This is a genomic window from Amycolatopsis sp. N2S4-7 (assembly GCF_058119595.1).
The window spans coordinates 6,908,752-6,928,940 of record NZ_CP172299.1 but is presented as its reverse complement, the minus strand read 5'-3'; the positions used below and the strand labels follow the sequence as shown (position 1 = coordinate 6,928,940).

Below are 20,189 nucleotides of genomic sequence, written 5' to 3'. Positions count from 1 at the left end.
CGGGCAACAGGGGGTATGCAGGTGATCTACGAGGGGTCGGAGACCTGGGGGCACGACCGCCCCGACCTGGGCGGCGCCGAGCCCGGGCCGGCGTTCGGCCGGCTCTTCGACGCCCACGCCGCGCAGCTGCGCCGGTACCTCGCCCGCCGGGTCGGCCCCGAGCCGGCCAACGACCTCGTCGCCGAGACGTTCCTGGTGGCGTTGCGGCGGCGCGAGACCTACCGGCCGGAGCTGGGCACGGCCCGGTCGTGGCTCTACGGCATCGCGACCAACCTGCTGCGCCACCACGTGCGGTCCGAGCTGCGCGGGCTGCAGGCCACCGCGCGGCTGGCCCGCAGCCGCGAGACCAGCCACGCGGGCCACGACGGCCGCGTCGCCGAGCAGGTCGACGCCCAGCTCCGCGCGGCGCAGCTGGCCGGCGCGCTGGCCAAGCTCAACCCGGCCGACCGCGACACGCTCCTGCTCGTGTCGTGGGCCGGGCTCGAGCCGGCCGAGGTCGCCGAAGCCCTCGGCATCCCGCCGGGTACGGTCCGGTCCCGGTTGCACCGGATCAGACGCTGGCTCAGGACGAACGCCCCGGCTCAGGAGGAGGTGCAGGACCTTGCGTGAAGACAACGTCCGGAAGATCTGGTCCGAAGCCGAGCTCGACGCGGCGCTCGACGACCTGAACAGCGACGTCGACGAGGACGACGGACTCGCCTTCGCCCGAGCGTCCCTCCTGGCGGCCGCCGGGGTCGAGGTGGCGCCGCCCGCGGAACCGCGCCGGTCCGGGACGTGGCGGTGGCTCGCGGTGGCGGCGGCCGTCGTCACCCTGGTGGGCGGGCTCGGGATCGTCGCGAACGTGATGACTTCGGACCCGCCGGAGACGGCCCAGCCGGCCGCGCCGCCGCCCGACCTCGACCGCCCGCTCGCGCCCGGTGAGTTCCGCTACTCGCAGAAGCTCGAGTGGTCGACCCACTTCGTCGAGGGAAAGGCGGTGACGACCCAGCTGCGGACCGAACTGTGGATCCCGGCCGACCCCACCGGCGTGTGGCACCGGCGGAGGACCGAGAAGGACGTCGTGCGCGAGCCGGACGGCGAGTCACCGGAGTCCCGGCCCTTCGACGAATACGGGCCGGGCGGCGTGTTCCCCGGGTACCCCAACCTCGCCGGGCAGACCAACCCGACCTGGCACACGCCGTTCCAGAACTGGCTGACCCCGGACGCGGCCTTCCTCGCCACGCTCGCCCCCGACCCCACGTGGATGATCAAGCGGCTCAACTTCGACACCGTCGACCTGAAGGACAACGGGAGGGCGCACAGCGCCACCATGGCGCTCACGATGGTGCGGACCGTGCTGGAGACGGGGCTGGTCCGCAAGGACGTCCGGGTCGCGCTGCGCGAGGCGTTCCCCGAGATCGAAGGGGCGTTCGTGCTACCGGGGACGGCTCCGGACGGCCGGCCGGCGACGGTGCTCGGGACCAAGGACACCGGGCAGCGGATCTACCTCGACCCGGCGACGGCGCAGCTGATGGCGTGGGAGATACCCACGCAGGTGATGATCAGCCGCAGCAGCGAGGTGCCGTTGAGCACGCCCCAGACACCGCCTCGCTCCGCCCCCTTCCCGACGACCACGCGCCCCGAGGCACCGGATTCGATGAAGGGCAGGTACGCGACGGTGTATTCGTTCGCGATCACCCGCACCTCGGGCTGATCAGCCGAGGGGTGCCGGGTCGCTCTCGGCAGGCGTCCCGGCTCAGCGGGCGCGCCTGGTCGGCCGACCGGCGCCCCGGCGTACCCCGGCTCAGGCCCAGCGTGCTCTGGCCCGGCACCGGCTCACCGCCGCCACCCCACCCTGGCCGCCCCGGCCCAACCGGCCCCCCAGCTCACCGGGCGTGGCTGGCCGCGTTGAGGGCATCAGCGACGTTCGCCACCTCCAGCACCCGGATCCCCGCCGGGGGCTTGCCCGAGTCCGGTGGCACCAATGCGTGCGTGAACCCGAGCCGCGCCGCTTCCGCCAGGCGGCGGCCCACGCTCGGGACCCGGCGGATCTCGCCCGCCAGCCCGACCTCGCCCACCGACACCAGCCGCGGCGACAGCGCCACGTCGCCGAACGATGACGTCAGCGCCAGGACCAGGGCCAGGTCGATCCCCGGCTCGGTGATCTTCATGCCGCCGACCGTGGCGGTGTACACGTCCTTGTCGCCGAGCTTCAGCCCGCCGCGCTTCTCCAGCACGGCCAGGACCATCGCCACCCGCGCCGAGTCGAGGCCGCTCACCGCGCGGCGCGGCTGGGGCGCCGACGTCGACGACACCAGCGCCTGGACCTCGCCCAGCAGCGGCCGCTTCCCCTCCATCGACACCGTGATCGCGGTACCCGGCACCGGCTCCGCCGTGCGGCTGATGAACAGGCCGGACGGGTCCGGCACCCCGACGATGCCTTCTTCCTGCAGCTCGAAGCAGCCGATCTCGTCGGACGCGCCGAACCGGTTCTTGATGCCGCGCAGCATCCGCAGCGTCGAGTGCTTGTCGCCCTCGAACTGCAGCACGACGTCCACCAGGTGCTCCAGCACGCGCGGGCCGGCCACCGTGCCGTCCTTCGTGACGTGCCCCACGAGCACCACCGGCAGCCCGCGTTCCTTGGCCAGCGCGACCAGCCCGGACGTCACCGCGCGGACCTGCGTCACCCCTCCGGGTGAGCCGTCGACCTGCGGGGACGCCATCGTCTGCACCGAGTCGACGATCAGCATCCCCGGCTTGACGTCGTCGACGTGCCCGAGGATGGCCGAAAGGTCGCTCTCGGCGGCCAGGTACATCCGGTCGTGGACGTTGCCCGTTCGCTCAGCGCGCAACCGGACCTGGCCCGCGGACTCCTCGCCCGTGACGTACAGGGACCGGTCGACCGTCTTCGCCCACTGGTAGGCGACCTCGAGCAGCAGGGTCGACTTGCCGACACCCGGCTCACCCGCGAGCAGCACCACCGCGCCCGGCACCAGGCCACCGCCCAGCACCCGGTCGAGCTCCGAGACGCCGGTGCGGCGGGCTCGCGCCGCTTCGACGTCGACCTCGCCGATCGGCCGCGCCGGTGCGCTGGGCGCCCCGGCCGCGACGCGCTGGATCGCCGGCCTGGCCGCGGCCCCGCGTTCCTCGAACGAGCCCCATGCCTGGCACTCCGGACACCGGCCCAGCCATTTGGCCGCTTCGTACCCGCAGCTCCCGCAGCGGAAGGTGACGCCTTTCTTCACCCCGTGAGGCTATCGGCGCCCACCGACAAAACCGGGGACCTACTCCTTGACGTGCGCCGGCGCCGCGACCGGCAGCTCGACGGTCAGCGGTCCGGCGTTCTTGAAGACGAACGTGACCTTGATGACCTGACCCGGCCAGAGCGGCTGCTTCAGCGCGGCGAGCGTCACAGTGGCCTTGCCGACGACCTCCGGGGCGGTCGGCGTGGCGGCCGGGCCGGACGACGGGACCTCGGACGTGGCCGTCGCGGTCAGGTTGTTGCCCGGGCTGTTGGTCGCCGAGCTGGAGCCGGCGGGGCCGGTGGGGGTCGTCGTCGGGGCCGCCGACGACGAGCTGGGCGCGCCCGAGGACGTGGGCTGCACCTCGTTGGTGGCCTCGACGGCGTCGTCCGGGCCGATGACCAGGGAGTGCCCGGCCACGATGTCCTTGGAGCCGCCGACGGTCGCCGGGCCGCCGCCCTCGGTCGTCACCGAGACGAGCGAGTCGTCCTGGGTGCCCTGGTTCACGATGGTCAGCGTCAGCGCCGGGGTCGCGCCGGCCGCGTAGCCCGCGCCGGACGTCGGGTACTGCACCGCGGCGTCGCGCAGGACGATGGTCTTGACCTGGGCGTGCGTGCCGTTGACGGCGGGCTGCTGCGAGTCGGTCTGGGTGATCTGGCCGGCCCCGCACCCGGCGAGCACGAGCGCGGCACCGAGCGCCAGCACGCCCGCGCCGAGCACGCGACGATTCTGCAGCCTCACGTCGCAGTCCTTCCCTTTTCACGGCCTCGTCCCCGCGAAGACTAGCCGGGGGCGATCTCCCGCGCGGAACCGGTGTGCGTTGCCGGGGCGCGGCGCCCAAGATCAACCGTCCACAAAGGATTTCCCGACGCGTGACGAAACGCTTCCCCGCTACCTGCGTGAGCACGGGGGTCCGACGTTTGTCAACCCCCGCTCAGGCCGCTGACCTGCGAGGACGAGTCCGGCCCGCTAGGTGGGCACTGGCGGCCCGTGCTAGGATGGAGTCAGCGAAAGGGGCAGAGGACACATGGTTTTCAAGGTCGGAGAGACCGTCGTCTACCCGCACCACGGTGCCGCACTCATCGAAGCCATCGAGACCCGTGTGATCAAGGGCGAGGAAAAGAAGTACCTCGTCCTCAAGGTCGCGCAAGGGGATCTCACGGTTCGCGTGCCCGCAGACAACGCCGAGATCGTCGGCGTTCGCGATGTCGTCGGGCAAGAAGGACTGGACAAGGTCTTCGACGTTCTGCGTGCTCCGCACACCGAGGAGCCCACCAACTGGTCTCGTCGGTACAAGGCCAACCTCGAGAAGCTCGCCTCCGGCGATGTGAACAAGGTGGCCGAAGTGGTGCGCGACCTCTGGCGGCGAGAGAAGGACCGCGGGCTTTCGGCAGGCGAGAAGCGCATGCTCGCCAAGGCGCGGCAAATTCTGGTCAGCGAGCTCGCGCTCGCGGAGGGCACCGACGAGGACAAGGCTGAAGTCCTCCTCGACGAAGTTCTGGAAACCGCGACGGTCTGACGCCCGGGCATCCTGCCCGACGGGCGGGTGGGTGCCTCTACGATCGCGAACCGATGAACGTCGTCGTGATCGTGACCGTCGCACATCATGCCTCCGACGGAGAGCTCGCTCTCACGCCGGTCCATGGTGAGGCGCTACTCACGCACACCGTGCGGGGGCTGCTCGGCGTACCGGAAATCTCTTCGGTGCTCGTGGCGGCCCCCCAGCGGTGTGCGCAGTTGTATACCCAGGCCCTCAGCGGTCTCGCGTGCCGGGTCGTCACCGGCTCGCTCCGGCAGGCCTTCGCCGCCGTCGAGCCCGGGCTTCCCCGTGACTCAGTTGTACTCCTCCACGACGCCCTGCGGGCCTTCATTCCTGCGCAGACGGTAAGTGACGTCATCAACGCGGTGAGTGACGAAACTCCCGTCGTCGTCCCGGTGCTCCCGATGGCCGACACGGTGAAGGTGACCGACGCCGCCTCGCTGATCGTCGCCACCGAGGACCGCTCCCGGCTGCGCACGGCCCAGACCCCGATCGGCTTCACGCTCCCGGCGTTCCGCGCGGCGGAGCCCCCGGACCTCTCGGCGGCGGTCCGCGCGGGCGCGGCGACCGTGCCGGGGCACCCGGACGCGATGCGCGTCACGACCGATTTCGAACTTTCCCTGGCCGAGGCGATCGCGGCGGCACCGAAGAACGAGGAGACGCTGTGAGGATCGGCAACGGGGTGGACGTCCACCCGATCGAACCGGGCCGCGAGTGCTGGATGGCCGGGCTGCGGTGGCCGGGCGTCGACGGCTGCGCGGGCCACTCCGACGGCGACGTGGCGTCCCACGCCCTGTGCGACGCCCTGCTGTCGGCGGCCGGCCTTGGCGACCTGGGCGCGGTCTTCGGCACGGGCGACCCCCGCATGGACGGCGCGCACGGCGCGGACATGCTCGCGGAGGTCAGGGGCCTGATCGAGGCGGCAGGCTGGCGGGTCGGGAACGCCTCGGTGCAGATCGTCGGCAACGCACCCCGGGTCGGCAAGCGGCGCGAAGAGGCCCAGAAAGTTCTCTCGGAGGCAGTGGGCGGCCCGGTGAGCGTCTCGGGCACGACCTCGGACGGCTTGGGCCTGACCGGCCGCGGCGAGGGCATCGCAGCCTTCGCGACCGCGCTCCTGCTCGCGGCGGAATAGGCCCCCACCGCCGCCCGTTCGCCGTGATATGCCCCTCACCCTCTCGGACGACGTCCGCGCGCTGATCGACGGGAAGAACTTCGCCACGGTCGCCACCCTCGACCCGGACGGTGGCCCGCAGACCTCCGTGATCTGGATCGGCCTCGACGACGGCGACCTCGTCTTCAGCGCGACCGAGGACCGGCGGAAGGTCCGCAACCTGCGGCGCGACCCGCGCGTGAGCGTCTCGATCATCGACGCCGAGAACCCGTACCGGCACACGCAGCTGCGCGGCACCGTGACCATCACCGCCGATCCGGCCAAGGCCCTGCCGAAGACCCTCAGCCACAAGTACCTCGGCGAGGACCCGCCGGCGGAGGGCGCCGACGTCGAGCGCGTCGTCGTCCGCCTGAAAGCCGAGAAGATCGCCGGCAACGTGAAATAGGGTCACGACCATGGGTGTGACTTTCAACGAGGCCACCAAGGCCCTCTTCGACGGCAAGAACTTCCCGGTGGTCGCGACGATCAACGCCGACGGCTCGGTCCAGACCTCCGTCGTCTGGGCCAAGCGGGACGGCGACGCGGTGCTCTTCGCGACCGTGCGCGGGCGTCTCAAGGAGCGGAACATGAGCCGCGACCCGCGGGTCTCGCTGTCCGTCTTCGACCTCGACGACCCGCTCAAGTACGTCGAGGTCCGCGGGCGTGCCGAAATCACCGAGGAGGGCGGCCGCGAGCTGATCAACGAGCTGTCCCACAAGTACGACGGCAAGGACTTCCGGACCGAGCCGCCGGAGGTCGTGCGCGTGGTCGTGCGCGTGGTCCCCGACAAGATCACCGGCTACGCCGCCTGACGTGACGCGGATCGCGGGCGCCGCGGTGGCGCCCGCGCTCTCGCTAGGCTGAAGCCCATGACGATCAGGGCGGTGTTGTTCGACTTCTCCGGCACGCTCTTCCGGCTCGAGCAGGACGAGTCGTGGCTGGCCGAGCTGACCGACCACGAAGGCACGCCGCTGGACATCGAGGCGCAGGCCGAGCTGATGCGCCGGATGACCGCCCCGGTGGGCCAGGTCGTCGAGCTCGACGCCGAGCACCAGCACGCCTGGCAGCACCGCGACCGCGACCCCGTGCTGCACCGGAAGGTCTACCTCGAGGTGCTCGGCAAGTCGGGTGTCCCGCGGCCCGAGCAGGCCGTCGCGCTGTACAACCGGCTGATCGATCCCAGCCAGTGGACGCCGTACCCGGACACCGAGGCCGCGCTGAAGGCCGCCGCCGAGCGCGGGCTCAAGGTCGGCGTGCTCAGCAACATCGCCTTCGACATCCGGCCCGCCTTCACCGCCCGGGGGTGGGACGCCTACGTCGACGAGTTCGTCCTGTCGTTCGAGGTCGGCGCGGTCAAGCCGGAGCTGGAGATCTTCCGCAAGGCCGTCCAGTCCCTCGGCGTGCCGGCCACCGAAACGCTGATGGTCGGCGACAGCGAGGAGGCCGACGGCGGTGCCCGCGCGCTCGGCTGCGAGTTCGCGCTGGTCGACCCGGTGCCGACCGCCGAACGGCCGGACGCCCTGCTCACGGCGCTGCGCACCCACGGCGTCGCCTGAGGGCCAGAGACGTCCCTCACGCCCGACCCCGTACCCTTTGGGGGTGGCCCTTCACCTTTTCGACACAGCGACCCGGAGCGTGCGGGAGTTCCACCCCGTCCGTAGCGGAACGGCGTCGATCTACGTGTGTGGTGCCACCGTCCAGGGCGTTCCGCACATCGGGCACGTCCGCGGCGTCCTGAACTACGACGTCCTGCGCCGCTGGCTCGTCCACAGTGGACTCGACGTCCTGCTGGTCCGCAACGTCACGGACATCGACGACAAGATCCTGACCAAGGCCGCCGAGCACGAGCGGCCCTGGTGGGAGTGGGGCGCGACGCACGAGCGCGCCTTCGAGACCGCGTACGAGCAGCTCGGCTGCCTGCCGCCGTCGATCAACCCGCGCGCGACCGGGCACGTCACCCAGATGGTCGAGCTGATGGAACGCCTCATCGAGGGCGGCCACGGCTACGTCGCGGACGGCGACGTCTACTTCTCGGTGAAGTCGTTCGACGACTACGGCAAGCTCTCCGGCCAGGTCCTCGAGGACGTTCAGCAGGGCGAGACGCCGACCCGCGGCAAGCGCGACCCGCGCGACTTCACCATGTGGAAGAGCGCGAAGCCGGGCGAGCCGTCGTGGCCGACACCGTGGGGGAACGGCCGGCCGGGCTGGCACCTGGAGTGCTCCGCGATGGCGACGGCGTACCTCGGCGCGGAGTTCGACGTCCACGGCGGCGGGATCGACCTGGTCTTCCCGCACCACGAGAACGAGCGCGCCCAGTCCAACGCGGCGGGCGACGCGTTCGCGCGGTTCTGGCTGCACAACGCGTGGGTCACCATGTCGGGCGAGAAGATGTCGAAGTCGCTCGGCAACACCGTGTCGATCCCCGCGATGCTGGAGCGCTACCGGGCGCCGGAGCTGCGGTACTACCTGGTCCAGCCGCACTACCGGTCGACCATCGAGTACTCCGACGCCGCGGTCTCCGAGGCCGCGCAGGGGTACCGGCGGATCGAGACGTTCCTGCGTCGCGCCGCGCAGTCGGGCACCGTGGGAGTCGGCACGATCCCGGAGGCGTTCGCCAACGCGCTCGACGACGACCTGGCCACCCCGCAGGCGTTCGCCGTGGTCCACACCACGGTGCGGGACGGTAACGCCGCCCTCGACGCGGGCGACACCTCCAAGGCACTCGAATTCGCCGCGGCCGTCCGCGCGATGACCGACGTGCTCGGCCTCGACCCGCTGTCCGCGCGCTGGTCCGAGGCGGGCGGTTCCGACACGCCCACCAAGCAGGCGCTGGCCGGACTCGTCGAAGGGCTGCTGGCCGAGCGCCAGCAGGCCAGGGCCGAGAAGGACTTCGCCCGCGCGGACGCCGCCCGTGACCGCCTCCAGCAGGCGGGCATCGTGGTGGAGGACACCCCCAACGGTCCGCAGTGGACAGTCAAGTCGGACTGACTTCGCACCAACGCAAGGAAACTTTCACCATGGCAGGCAACTCGCGGCGCCAGGGCGCGATCCGCAAGACGGGCACCAAGAAGGGTGCCGTCGTCGGCTCGGGCGGTCAGCGCCGCAAGGCCCTCGAAGGCAAGGGGCCGACCCCGAAGGCGGAGGACCGTCCCGGGCACAAGGCCTACCGGTCGGCCAACGCGGCGACCAAGCGCGACCAGGCGCGGCAGAAGAAGGCCGACAAGCCGGAGCTGATCGCCGGGCGCAACCCGGTGGTCGAGGCGCTGCGCGCCGGCGTCCCGGCGACCGCGCTGTACGTCGCGCTGAACATCGAGATCGACGACCGCGTGAACGACGCCGTCCGGCTGGCCGGCGACAAGGGCATCTCGATCCTGGAGATCCCGCGCGAGGAGCTGGACCGCAAGACCAACCGGGCCATGCACCAGGGCCTGGGCCTGCAGGTCCCGCCGTTCGAGTACGCGCACCCGGACGAGCTGATGGCCGCGGCCCGCAACTCGGGCGAGGTACCGCTGTTCGTCGCGCTCGACGGCGTCACCGACCCGCGCAACCTGGGCGCGGTGATCCGCTCGGCGGCCGCGTTCGGCGCGCACGGCGTGCTGCTGCCGGAGCGGCGCAGCGCGGGCATGACGGCGGTGGCGTGGCGCACGAGCGCCGGCACGGCGGCGAAGCTGCCGATCGCGGTGGCGACCAACCTCACCCGCCAGCTCAAGGCGTGGGCGAACGAGGGCCTGATGCTGGTCGGCCTGGACGCCGACGGCTCGGTGGGCATCGACGAGCTGGAGCTGGCGGCCGACCCGCTGGTCATCGTGCTGGGCTCGGAGGGCCGCGGCCTGTCGCGGCTGGTCCGCGAGACGTGCGACGCGACGGTGTCGATCCCGATGGCGGCCGGCGTGGAGTCGCTGAACGCCTCGGTGGCGGCCGGCGTGCTGCTCGCCGAGGTGGCGCGGCGCCGCCGTGCCGCCGGCCGGGTGTGAGGGCCGACCTTCACGACGACGCACCACCCACTCGGGTTAAGGTCGCCATCGGATAAACCCGAGGGGACCTGACCACCGATGTCGTTCGTTTCGCCACTCTTCCTGTGGTACTTCCTGCCGGCGGTGCTCATCGCCGTGCTGGTGTGCCCGCGGAGCTGGCGCAACGGCATCGTCGCGGTCGGGAGCCTGCTGTTCTACACGATCGGCGCCGGGCCGTTCGTGTTCCTGCTGCTCGGCTGCATGGTCGTCAACTTCGTGGCCGGGCCGCTGCTGGCGCCGAACCCGTTCGACGTCAACGGCGCCCGGCGGCGCCGGATCCTGATCGGCGTGGTGTCGCTCGACGTCGCCGTGCTGCTGGTCTGGAAGTACGCCGGGTTCGCGACGCAGCAGATCGCCGCCGTCGCGCACTGGTTCGGCGGGAGCGTGCCCGTCGCGAGCCTGGTGGTGCCGATCGGCATCTCGTTCTACACGTTCCACCACATCTCGTACGTGGTCGACATCTACCGCGGCGAGCGGCAGGCGCTGCGGAACCCGGTGTCGTTCGCCGCGTACATCGCGATGTTCCCGCAGCTGGTGGCCGGCCCGATCGTGCGTTACCGCGAGATCGCCGACCAGCTGCCGCAGCTGCGTTCCCACCGGCTCGACGACATCGCGGCCGGCTTCCCCGGTTCGCGCTCGGGCTGTGCAAGAAGACGATCATCGCCGACTCGCTGAGCCCGCTCGTCGAGGCGTGCTTCAAGGTGCCGTCGGACCAGATGACGTTCGCGACGGCGTGGCTCGGCGCGATCGGCTACACGCTCCAGCTGTTCTTCGACTTTTCGGGCTATTCGGACATGGCCATCGGGCTCGGCCGCATGCTGGGCTTCCGACTGCCGGAGAACTTCGCGCGGCCGTACTCGTCGGTGACGATCACGGAGTTCTGGCGCCGCTGGCACATGTCGCTGTCCCGCTGGTTCCGCGACTACGTGTACATCCCCCTGGGCGGCAACCGCAACGGAGCCGGCCGCACGTACCGCAACCTCTGCATCGTGTTCGTCCTGACGGGCTTCTGGCACGGCGCGCAGTGGACGTTCCTGGTGTGGGGCTGCTACCACGGCGCCCTGCTGGTGATCGAACGCCGCTTCGGCCTCGACCTCGACCCATCCGTCCGCTGGCAGCGCTACCTGCGCCGGGCGCTGACCATGCTCCTGGTGGTGTTCGGCTGGGTGTTCTTCCGCGCCCCGGACCTGGGCCACGCGCTGTCGATGATCGGCCACATGCTGATCCCCGACTTCGACGGCCTGGGCACCGGGGTAGAGCAGGCGTTCACGAACCAGCGCCTGGTCCTCCTGCTGGCAGCCCTGGCGGTGTTCCTCCTCCCGGCCCACCCGGTGACGGGACCCCTGCTGGAGTCATCCCGCAGTCGCCCGGCAACGGCCCTGCGCATCGGAGTGATGACGGCAGGCCTGCTGTACGCGGCGATCCTGATCGCCACGGGAACATTCAGCCCGTTCTTGTACTACCAGTTCTGACGCCCGCTCGCCCGCGCCGGGCCAGACGGCCAGGGTCCCCCCGGCCAGCCCCCCACCGCCGACAACCTGGCAGCATGATCGAAGCCAGGACCAACCAGTGGGGAGCCCCCGAAGGATGAGCGACGAGCTGGCCAAGGTGCCGGGCGTGATCCCGTACGTCGACAACCACGACGGCCCGCGCCGGCTGCTCACCGTCGAGATCCCGCACCTCGGCCACACCGTGCGCGCCTACGCCCCGATCGCCAGCATCGACGGCCGCCAGTACGTCGTCTCCTGGGGGTCCGTCTCCTTCGAGATCCCCGCCGACCGGAACGTGCACGTCAGCGTGCACCTCCACACCAACAGCGGGCACGAACACACGATCACCCCGTTCGCCTCGATCGTCCTGTCGCCCCACCTCGCGCCGATGCGGCTGGTCGCCCAGTTCGTACCGGCCCAAGGTCCCGAAGGCGCCCTCATCCCCGTCGGCTGAACCGTGCTGACCACGCGGTACCTCTTCCTCACCCGCCACGGCGAGGCGGCACCGGACGGCAGGCTCACCGAGGCCGGGCAGCGGCAGGCCGTTCTGCTCGGGCGGCGCCTGCGCGACGTCCCCGTCACCTCGATCCACCACGGTCCCCTCCCGCGCGCCGCGCAGACCGCCGCGCTGATCGCGACGCAGCTTCCCGGCGTCCCCGTCCACGTCGACAAAGCGGCCGACGACTTCGTCCCCTACACGCCGCGGCGCGAGGAACTCCCCGAGACCTCCGGCGACCTCCTGCACGCCTTCGCGCGGCAGCTGCCACCCCCGGACGAAGAACTCGCCGCCGAGGCCGAGCGGCGGTTCACCGGGCCCGTGCCCGGAACCGAGCCGCGGTACGAAGTGCTCGTCACGCACAACTTCCTCGTCGGCTGGATCGTCGGCGCGTCGCAGGATTCGCCGCCGTGGCGGTGGCTCGCGCTCAACCACGCCAACGCCGGGCTCACCGTGATCCGCTACTCGCCGGGGCGGCCCGCCGCGCTGCTGACCTACAACGACCTCAGTCACCTCCCCGCCGAACTGCGCTGGACGGGCTTCCCACCCGACTTTTACGTTCCGTAACCGGCAACCGCGGAACGTCACCTGCCCCGAAAATGGGTCTCGCCCGAATGGCCGAACCTGTCACGATGGCCGGATGATTGCCGTTCCGTCGCCCACCTCCGATCGGCTCAGCGACTACCTCGCCGCCGACGCCGTCGTCGATCACGGGCACCCGCTGATCCGCGCCCGGGTCGACGCCCTCCGCCAGGCGGACGACGATCCCGTCGAACGCGCGAAAACCGCGTTCCTCTTCGTCCGCGACGAGATCGAGCACGTGATCGACGCCGGGGATCCGCGGGTCACCTGGCGGGCGTCGGACGTGCTCCGCGAGCGCGTCGGGATCTGCCACGCGAAGGCCCACCTCCTCGCTGCTTTGCTGCGGGCACAAGGGATTCCGGCCGGGTTCTGCTACCAGGAGCTCTCCGCGCTGCACGGGCTGAATGCCGTGTACCTGCACGGCAAGTGGTCGCGGCTCGACGCGCGGGGCAACCGCACGGGCGCCGGCGGGGAGTTTTCGCTCCAGGAGGAGAAACTGGCGTGGCCCGTCGACGCGGCACGCGGCGAACGCGACCACGCGGAGATCCACCCGGCGCCCGCACCGGTCGTCGTGGATTTCCTGATGACGGCCGAACCGGGGCCCGGCTGGTACGAAAAGGGGCTGCCGGCCACGCTTTGACCATGGTTTTCCGTGATTTTCGGAAAACCCGGCAAGCCGGTTAATTATTGCCGAGAGTGACGCCTGTCCGTCAGCCTTGTCCCCCGAACTTCTTATTTCGCGCGCCCCGCCAGGCGCGTAAAGTGACTCCCCGCGCTCGAACAGACACTTTACGCATTCGTCCGTTCGAGTGGTTCGAGGGAGGTGAAGCACGTGGCCGCGGATGGCGGACACCTCCGCCGTACCCCACTGCAGGAGATCTTCTGGACCAGGACGAGCTTGCTCCTCACAGTGCTCGTCGTGGTCGCCGGCCTGAGCCTGTGGCTCGCCGGTCTGATGGACCCCGGCACCGGGAAGAACCTGGTGACGTCGCTGGGCACCGGCACCCTGATCTCCGCGATCGTCGGGTTCGGCACGACCTTGATCACCGCCAGCGCTTCGCAGCGGGCACTGGTGACCCCGGTGATCGAGGAGAGCAGGCGCGCGCTGGAGGACCTGAGCGCCGAATACCGCGCGCTGAACAAGGAGTTCTTCCCCACCGACGTGTTCGAGGCGACCACCGATCCCGACCCGGCGTTCAACCGCGCCCTGATGGCCGACCTCAACGCGACCCGGCAGTACTTCTTCCGCGGCTTCTCCGGGCGGCACGCGGCCGCCCGGCTGTTGCTTTCCCGCACGGAACGCGAACTGCGGGCCGTCATCGCCGATCCGCGCGACGCCAGCTCGATCAGCGGGCGCGCCCGCTACCTGCTGCGCCGCGAAGCCGGCGACGTCGACTCCGAACAGATCCAGACCCGGCTCGACGAAGAGATCCGGATCGGGCTCGTCGGCCTCTTCCTGGCGCGCAGCCGCTGCGCGCAGGTCGACATCACCGTCGTCGCGGACCCGCCGCTCGACCGGCTGGAGCTGTTCGACGACAGCGTGTGGGTGTCGCTCTACAGCGACGTCCGCGGCGCCACGAAGCTGTACCCGCGGACCTTGCGGTTCACCGAGGGTTCCTTCCTCTACAACATGGAACGCGCCGAGTTCGTGCGCGTCTCGCAGTCCCGGACCGGCCGCCACTTCCGCATCACGTCCGCGACGACGCGGACGGATTTCCTGGCGCTGTTCGAAAAGATCACCGGATCCCCCCTGTCCGAGGAGCAGTTCCGAGAGCTGGAAGGCAAGTTCCACGCCTTCCGCGCGGAGTTCTCCGAAGTCGCCGAGCTAGGGAGCTGACCTTGCTCACCCGCCTGTCCCCCCTCTCCGAACTGGCCACGCGCCTGCGCGCGGCCACGTTCCCGCTCGCCGCGGACTGGCGCGCGGTCGACGGCTGGTTCCGGCCGTGGGCCGAGCACGCCGGCCTGCGGGATGAACTGCGCACGCAGCTCCGCACGCTCTCCGCCGCGCAGGCCGCCAAGGTGCTGCGCTCGTCCCGGGAAACGACCACGCACTTCGCCTGGTGCCTGCTCGATTCGCCGTCCGACCCGTTCTCCTTCTGGCTGCACGAATACAAGGCGCAGGAAGACTGGCGGGAGGGGTACGCGGATTCCGTGCACAACCACAGGTACCACTTCTGCACCACCATTCTCCGGGGTGACTACGTTCACGAAAGGTACGAAACGACGATCGACGCCGGCACCGGGCTGATCGCGTCCGCGCGGCTGCGCCGCCGGACGATGTGCCAGGCCGGGGCCTGCGCCACCATGCTGGCCGACGAATTCCACCGGATCCCCGCGGCGGCCGCCGGGACGATGACTTTCCTCGTGAAATCACGCCCGGTGAGCAGTTTCAGCCTTTCTTTCGACCCGGCCAGCGGAATCGGTCATCGTCACGTTCCGGTAGAGGTCCGATTGGGGGAATTGGCCGACCGCATCTAGCTACACACCGGCGTCAGCGGCGCCTACCATTACTCCACCCGTCTGCACACCACGGCCGGGATCGGAGAGGTGTATGCGCACGCAGGAAAGCACGATCGACCACGTGACCGTCGGCGCCGTCGAAAACCGGGTCCACCGGCTTTGCCGGGAGTACGCCGAAAAACTGCAGTTCCACGGCTGGCACCACGTGAGTTTCGTCCGCGCGAAAGCGGTCGGCTTCGCCCAGCGCAACGGGGCCGACCGCGCCGTGGTCGAAGTCGCCGCGCTGGTGCACGACGTCAACTACCTGGTGCTCCGCAACTCGCCCGCCGCGGCGGGCCGGAGCCTGCGGATGGAGATCCTCGCGGAGTGCGGCGTGCCCGCGCGGGTGGCCCGGTGGATCGACGAGATCGTCGACGAAGCCGAGATGGCCACCAGGGGCCGCGACATTTCGCTGGAGGCGCAGGCCCTGAGCGACGCGGACACGCTGTTCAAGGCGCTGCCGGTGACGCCGGTGGTGCTCGCGCACCGGTACCTGCGCGAGAACGGGCTGAGCCTGCGCGAGCTGGCGGACAAGATCGTCGGCGAGCAGTGCGACGTCCACGACGAGGGCTACTACTTCTACAACCCGGAGGCGGCGGCGACGTATTCGCGGTGGGCGATGGCGAACCTCCAGCTGTGGCAGTGCATCAAGGAGGCGGTCGACGACCCGACGGTCGCCGAGCTGCTGGACGCGGTGCACGAAGTCGACGCATTGGCTTCCTAGCCGTTCGGCGGCCTGGTAGAGAAAGCTCGTGACCTACGAACCGTCCCAGCGCCCGAACTTCGGGCGCACCTCGGCGACACCGCCGCCGCGACCGTGGACCAACCCCGGCGCACCGCCTCCGCCGGCCGCGCCCAAGGGACCCGGCTTGGCCGTGGCGGCGCTCGTCCTCGGGCTGCTCGGGTGCGTGCTGCCGTTCCTCCCGGTCGACCTGACCGGCGTGCGGGCGTACGTCGCGTTCCCGTTCGCGACGGCCGGGCTGGTGCTCGGGGTCCTCGGCTGCGTCGGCCACCGCCGCGGCAAGCCGCTGGCCGTGACCGGCGCCGTCCTGTCCGGCCTCGCGCTGCTGGTCGGCGTCATCATGGTCGCCGGATCCCGCTTCTAGCCCTGGCCGTAACCACGCAGGCGGTCGACGACCCTGGCCACCTCGGGCGGCGGCAGCAGGCTCGGCCGGCCGGCGCTCTGCGCGAGCAGCCAGACGCGGCAGGCCCACTCGAGCTGCTGCGCCCGCTGGTAGGCGGCCTCGAGGCCGTCGCCGTAGGTGAGGGTGCCGTGGTTGGCCATCAGACAGCCACGGCGCCCCTCAAGGGCCTCGAGCACAGCGGCGGCGAGCTCCGGCGTGCCGTAGGTGGCGTAGCGCGCGACGCGCACGGACGGGCCGATCGTGGCGACGATGTAGTGGATCGGCGGAACTTCCCGCACAAGCGTCGATACGGCGGTGGCGTGCGGCGAGTGCGTGTGAACGACGGCGGTGACCGGCTCGCTGTCGGGATCGCGGACGTCCCAGTAGACGGACAGGTGCACCGGCAGCTCACTGGTCGGCTTGAGCGAGCCGTCGACGACCTGCCCACCGAGGTCGACGACCGGGATGTCGACGGGGGTCAGGCTCGAGTAGGAGACCCCGGTCGGTGTGACGGCGACGAGATCACCGGCCCGCAGCGAGACGTTCCCGGAGGTACCGACGACCAGGCCGTCACCGACCATCCGACGCGCGTACGCGCACACCGCGGCCCGCTCGGTCTCGAGGATCATGCGCAGGTCCCGTCTCGTGGGTGATCGGCAGCTGAGCTGAACACTGCCAGCCACCCACGAGCCACGGCCACCTACCCGGCCGGGGGAGTTACGCCTCGGCCGCCGACGAGCTGACCGCTGAGGCCGACGAGGGGGTCAGACCCGATGTGGATAACTACGCCTTCGCCGAAGCCGCGGGAGCAGAGGGAGCGGCAGGAGCCGGGGTCGGCTTGCGGTCCCCGTTCCCCGAAGGCTCCGGAGCCAGCAACCTCATCGCCTCCTGCACCGCCACATCCGTCGCCGCGATTCGCTCGGCCACCTTCGAGCGCAGGTCCAGCGCCAGCTTCCGGTTGCGATCCGCCTCCGCCTGCTGGGCACGCGCCGAAGCCAGGGCCGCCTCGGTCTCCTGCTTCTTGCGTGCCACCTCCTCGTCGAAGGCCTTCTTCCGCGCCGCCAGTTCCTCCGAAGCCACCCGATCCGCTTCGGCACGCGCCTGCGCCGCCGCGGCTTCGGCCTTCGCGTCCGCTTCCTTGCGGGCCCGCTCGGCCGCGGCCGCCTGCTCGACGCGCTTGGCGCCCGCCGCCGCGTTCAGCTTCTCGATCTCGCCCTTCGCCTCCGACAGCAGGCGGGCGCGCTCCTCTTCCGCGTCCTTCGCCAGCTTGTCGGCCGTGCGGCGGGTCTCGTGCGCGTACTTGTCGGCCTGCTCGCGGGTCGAAGCCGCGTCCGCCTCGGCCGCCGAACGCAGGTCGGCGATCTCCTCCTCGGCCAGCTGCATCATCATCCGGACGCGCTCGGCCATGGCGCCCGCGCCGGACGGGCTCGAGCTCATCCTGGCCAGGGCGGCCTTCGTCTCGGCCAGCTCCTTCTGCGCGTACGCGAGGGCCTTCGTGAGGTCCGAGGAGGTCGCGACGGCGTCGTCGCGGTTGCGGGACGTCTCGCGAAGCTCCTTGGTCAGCTCGGCGAGGCGTTCGTCGACCTGACGCTGGTTGTAGCCGCGGACACCCACGGCGAACTGGGCGGTCTTCGGGGCGGGCTGGGGCTTCTCAGGCGCGACCATCGGGCCACCTTAATGAGCAAGGGTCCTTCCGGACGTACCGCCAAACGGATGCATCACGAATTTGGGAACCCCCGGTGACGCATGGCATTCTGACCGTTGTTGACCAGCGGTTGACGCGAGGAGGCCACTTTGGACATTCAGGCCGTCCTCGCCGACATCGGCGCGCACTGGCACGTCTACGCCACCATGCCGCTCATCGCCGCCCTGATCGGCTACCTGACCAAGCGCGTGGCCATCGAAATGATGTTCCGGCCCTCGAGTTCACCGGCATCAGGCCGTTCCCCGGCTGGCAGGGCGTCATCCCGGCGCATGGCCACCACGGCCGTCGATCTGCTGACCGTCGTCAAGCGGCTGCTGCGCGAGGTCTCGACCAACATCGACGACGTCCTCGACGTCGACGGAATGCTGATCAACGCCATGGTCCGCGACAAGTCGCTGACCTGCCGGCTGATCCGCGAGGTCGCCGCGCCCGAGTTCAGGTTCATCGCGCGCAGGGGCATCTGGTTCGGGTTCGTGATCGGGCTCGTCCAGTTCGTCGCCTGGGCGCTGACGAAACAGCCCCTGGTCATGCCGATCTTCGGTTTCGTCACGGGCTTCGTCACAGACTGGCTCGCCCTGAAGATGATCTTCTACCCCCGCGAGCCGCGCGGGTTCGGGTTCTTCCGCTGGCAGGGCATGTTCCAGAAGCGCCGCCAGGAGGTCGCGGCCGACTACGGCGCGCTGATCGCCGACGAGGTGCTCACCGTGCGGAACGTGATGGAGGCCGTGCTCACCGGCCCGCGCGCGGACCGCCTGTTCGCGCTGATCACCCGCGAGGTCCAGCGCACGATCGACGCGCAGGCGAGCATCGCCAAGCCGCTGGTCGCGCTGACCATCGGCGGCAAGCAGTACCAGGAGATGAAACGCGCGGCCGCCGAGAAGGCCATCGCGCACCTCCCCGAAACGGTGAAACACGTCGAGAGCTACGCCACCGGCGCGCTCGACGTCCGGAACACGATCGTCGGCAAGATGACCCAGCTGACCCCGCTCGAGTTCGAAGGCATCCTGCGTCCGGCCTTCAAGCAGGACGAATGGAAGCTCATCGCCGTCGGCGCGGTCATCGGCGGGCTGGTGGGTGAACTGCAGGTGCTCCTCCTGCTGCACTGACGCCGGGCCGATAGCGTGCGCGCGTGGACTTCGGCACGCACTGGCAGGTGTACGTCACCATGCCGTTCATCGCGGCGCTGATCGGCTACGTCACCAAGCGCGTCGCCATCGAGATGATGTTCCGGCCCCTCGAGTTCACCGGGATCAGGCCGTTCCTCGGCTGGCAGGGCGTGCTGCCGGCGAACGCCGAACGCATGGCGGCCACCGCCACCGAAATGCTGACGACCAACCTCGTCGACCCGAAGGAGATCTTCGCGCGGCTCGACCCGGCGCAGGTCGCGAAGGAGATCGAGGAGCCGCTGCTGCGGGTTGTCGAGGACGTCACCCGCGAGGTGATGGAGACCTACCAGCCACGGCTGTGGGAGGTCCTGCCGAACTCCGCGCAGCAGCTGCTGCTCAAGCGCGTCCAGGCCGAGGCGCCGAAGGCGATCACCAAGATCATGCGCGAGATCGCCGACAACATCGAGGACGTCCTCGACCTCAAGCACATGGTCGTGACGAACCTGGTCCGCGACAAGGCGCTGCTCAACCGGCTGATCCGCGACATCTCGCGGCCCGAGATGCGGTTCATCGCCCGCTCCGGGATCTGGTTCGGGTTCATCCTCGGCTGCGTCCAGCTCGTGGTGTGGACGCTGACGAGGTCGCCGATCGTGCTGCCGCTGTTCGGTCTCGGCATCGGCTGGCTCACCGACTGGCTGGCGCTGAAGATGATCTTCCTGCCGCGCGAGCCGAAGCGGTTCTTCGGGCTCTACACCTGGCAGGGCATCTTCCAGAAACGCCGCGACCAGGTGGCCGCCGACTACGGCGACATGATCGCGCGCGAGATCATCACCATTCCCAACCTGCTGGAAGCCGTGCTGCGCGGGCCGAAGTCCGACAAGCTGTTCGCGATGATCACCCGCGAGGTGCAGAAGACGATCGACGCGCAGGCCAGCGTCGTCAAGCCGTTCGTCGCCATCGCCGTCGGCACGAAGAAGTTCCAGGAGATGAAGCAGACGGCGGCGGCGAAGGCCGCGGAGCGCGTCCCCGAGACGATCCGGTACGCCGAGAACTACGCGATCAACGCCCTCGACGTGCGCAACACGATCGTGGACCGGATGCGGAAGCTGAGCGCGCTCGAGTTCGAGCAGCTGCTGCGGCCGGCGTTCCGGCAGGACGAGTGGAAGCTCATCGCCGTCGGCGCGGTGATCGGCGGGCTCGTCGGGGAACTGCAGGTGCTCGCCCTGCTCGGGTAGCCGGTACGGTTTCGCTCTCGGCACTGCG

22 protein-coding genes and 2 pseudogenes are annotated in these 20,189 nt (G+C 70.4%); 20 read left to right on the top strand and 4 right to left on the bottom strand.

Features of this window, described 5'->3' with window-relative positions:
- The first annotated feature begins 15 nt into the window (after positions 1–15).
- The gene (locus tag ACH54P_RS32875; RefSeq protein ID WP_489907190.1) at positions 16–609 is read left to right on the top strand and encodes an RNA polymerase sigma factor; all 594 of its coding nucleotides are present in this window, start codon (positions 16–18) and stop codon (positions 607–609) included.
- The gene (locus ACH54P_RS32870; protein ID WP_489907189.1) at positions 602–1,693 is read left to right on the top strand and encodes a CU044_5270 family protein; all 1,092 of its coding nucleotides are present in this window, start codon (positions 602–604) and stop codon (positions 1,691–1,693) included. The genes ACH54P_RS32875 and ACH54P_RS32870 overlap by 8 nt, the downstream gene beginning before the upstream one ends.
- Positions 1,694–1,865: 172 nt before the next feature.
- Here ACH54P_RS32870 and radA read toward each other — a convergent pair whose 3' ends face one another.
- Both radA and ACH54P_RS32860 read right to left on the bottom strand, forming a co-directional pair.
- Positions 1,866–3,224, bottom strand: a complete 1,359-nt coding sequence (radA, locus tag ACH54P_RS32865; RefSeq protein WP_489907188.1) for a DNA repair protein RadA — start codon at positions 3,222–3,224, stop codon at positions 1,866–1,868.
- A 39-nt stretch (positions 3,225–3,263) separates the two neighbouring features.
- Entirely contained in the window at positions 3,264–3,962 is a 699-nt protein-coding gene (locus ACH54P_RS32860; RefSeq protein WP_489907187.1) for a hypothetical protein, read from the bottom strand.
- Positions 3,963–4,248: 286 nt separating this feature from the next.
- On the opposite strand from ACH54P_RS32860, the gene ACH54P_RS32855 reads away from it, so the two are divergent.
- The 16 genes and pseudogenes from ACH54P_RS32855 (at position 4,249) to ACH54P_RS32780 (ending at position 16,097) form a co-directional block, all read left to right on the top strand.
- A complete protein-coding gene (locus tag ACH54P_RS32855; RefSeq protein WP_004559016.1) occupies positions 4,249–4,740 on the top strand; it encodes a CarD family transcriptional regulator in 492 nt (163 codons plus the stop codon).
- A 53-nt stretch (positions 4,741–4,793) separates the two neighbouring features.
- A complete protein-coding gene (locus tag ACH54P_RS32850; protein WP_489907186.1) occupies positions 4,794–5,429 on the top strand; it encodes an IspD/TarI family cytidylyltransferase in 636 nt (211 codons plus the stop codon).
- Positions 5,426–5,893: a 2-C-methyl-D-erythritol 2,4-cyclodiphosphate synthase gene (gene ispF / locus ACH54P_RS32845; RefSeq protein WP_489907185.1), complete on the top strand. Its 468-nt coding sequence runs from the start codon at positions 5,426–5,428 to the stop codon at positions 5,891–5,893. The genes ACH54P_RS32850 and ispF overlap by 4 nt, the downstream gene beginning before the upstream one ends.
- A 28-nt stretch (positions 5,894–5,921) precedes the next feature.
- Positions 5,922–6,317 carry a PPOX class F420-dependent oxidoreductase gene (locus ACH54P_RS32840; RefSeq protein WP_489907184.1) on the top strand — a complete coding sequence of 132 codons (396 nt, stop codon included), beginning with the start codon at positions 5,922–5,924 and terminating at the stop codon, positions 6,315–6,317.
- A gap of 10 nt (positions 6,318–6,327) precedes the next feature.
- Complete coding sequence (locus ACH54P_RS32835; protein WP_489907183.1) at positions 6,328–6,723, top strand: PPOX class F420-dependent oxidoreductase; 396 nt, start codon at positions 6,328–6,330, stop codon at positions 6,721–6,723.
- Between the two features lie 57 nt (positions 6,724–6,780).
- Positions 6,781–7,467 (top strand): HAD family hydrolase, encoded by a 687-nt coding sequence (locus ACH54P_RS32830; protein WP_489907182.1) that lies wholly within the window; start codon positions 6,781–6,783, stop codon positions 7,465–7,467.
- Positions 7,468–7,510: 43 nt separating this feature from the next.
- A complete protein-coding gene (cysS, locus tag ACH54P_RS32825; RefSeq protein ID WP_489907181.1) occupies positions 7,511–8,899 on the top strand; it encodes a cysteine--tRNA ligase in 1,389 nt (462 codons plus the stop codon).
- Positions 8,900–8,928: 29 nt separating this feature from the next.
- Positions 8,929–9,885, top strand: a complete 957-nt coding sequence (rlmB, locus tag ACH54P_RS32820) for a 23S rRNA (guanosine(2251)-2'-O)-methyltransferase RlmB (RefSeq protein WP_489907180.1) — start codon at positions 8,929–8,931, stop codon at positions 9,883–9,885.
- A 78-nt stretch (positions 9,886–9,963) separates the two neighbouring features.
- Positions 9,964–11,396, top strand: a pseudogene (locus tag ACH54P_RS32815) (MBOAT family O-acyltransferase).
- 115 nt (positions 11,397–11,511) lie between these two features.
- Positions 11,512–11,868 carry a hypothetical protein gene (locus tag ACH54P_RS32810; RefSeq protein WP_489907179.1) on the top strand — a complete coding sequence of 119 codons (357 nt, stop codon included), beginning with the start codon at positions 11,512–11,514 and terminating at the stop codon, positions 11,866–11,868.
- A gap of 3 nt (positions 11,869–11,871) precedes the next feature.
- A complete protein-coding gene (locus ACH54P_RS32805) occupies positions 11,872–12,477 on the top strand; it encodes a histidine phosphatase family protein (RefSeq protein ID WP_489907178.1) in 606 nt (201 codons plus the stop codon).
- 73 nt (positions 12,478–12,550) lie between these two features.
- A complete protein-coding gene (locus ACH54P_RS32800; protein WP_489907177.1) occupies positions 12,551–13,132 on the top strand; it encodes a transglutaminase-like domain-containing protein in 582 nt (193 codons plus the stop codon).
- Between the two features lie 258 nt (positions 13,133–13,390).
- Complete coding sequence (locus ACH54P_RS32795; protein WP_489907176.1) at positions 13,391–14,329, top strand: hypothetical protein; 939 nt, start codon at positions 13,391–13,393, stop codon at positions 14,327–14,329.
- A 2-nt stretch (positions 14,330–14,331) separates the two neighbouring features.
- On the top strand, positions 14,332–14,970 hold the full coding sequence (locus ACH54P_RS32790; protein WP_489907175.1) for a hypothetical protein: 639 nt from the start codon (positions 14,332–14,334) through the stop codon (positions 14,968–14,970).
- Between the two features lie 73 nt (positions 14,971–15,043).
- On the top strand, positions 15,044–15,715 hold the full coding sequence (locus ACH54P_RS32785) for an HD domain-containing protein (RefSeq protein ID WP_489907174.1): 672 nt from the start codon (positions 15,044–15,046) through the stop codon (positions 15,713–15,715).
- A 28-nt stretch (positions 15,716–15,743) separates the two neighbouring features.
- Entirely contained in the window at positions 15,744–16,097 is a 354-nt protein-coding gene (locus ACH54P_RS32780; RefSeq protein WP_489907173.1) for a hypothetical protein, read from the top strand.
- Here ACH54P_RS32780 and ACH54P_RS32775 read toward each other — a convergent pair.
- Both ACH54P_RS32775 and ACH54P_RS32770 read right to left on the bottom strand, forming a co-directional pair.
- The gene (locus ACH54P_RS32775) at positions 16,094–16,744 is read right to left on the bottom strand and encodes a class II aldolase/adducin family protein (protein WP_489907172.1); all 651 of its coding nucleotides are present in this window, start codon (positions 16,742–16,744) and stop codon (positions 16,094–16,096) included. The genes ACH54P_RS32780 and ACH54P_RS32775 overlap by 4 nt on opposite strands.
- Before the next feature lie 154 nt (positions 16,745–16,898).
- The gene (locus tag ACH54P_RS32770) at positions 16,899–17,780 is read right to left on the bottom strand and encodes a coiled-coil domain-containing protein (protein ID WP_489907171.1); all 882 of its coding nucleotides are present in this window, start codon (positions 17,778–17,780) and stop codon (positions 16,899–16,901) included.
- A 129-nt stretch (positions 17,781–17,909) separates the two neighbouring features.
- Between ACH54P_RS32770 and ACH54P_RS32765 the strand changes: the two are divergent.
- Both ACH54P_RS32765 and ACH54P_RS32760 read left to right on the top strand, forming a co-directional pair.
- A pseudogene (locus tag ACH54P_RS32765) lies at positions 17,910–18,926 on the top strand (DUF445 domain-containing protein).
- Between the two features lie 59 nt (positions 18,927–18,985).
- Positions 18,986–20,161: a DUF445 domain-containing protein gene (locus tag ACH54P_RS32760; protein WP_489916764.1), complete on the top strand. Its 1,176-nt coding sequence runs from the start codon at positions 18,986–18,988 to the stop codon at positions 20,159–20,161.
- The last annotated feature ends 28 nt before the right edge of the window (positions 20,162–20,189 follow it).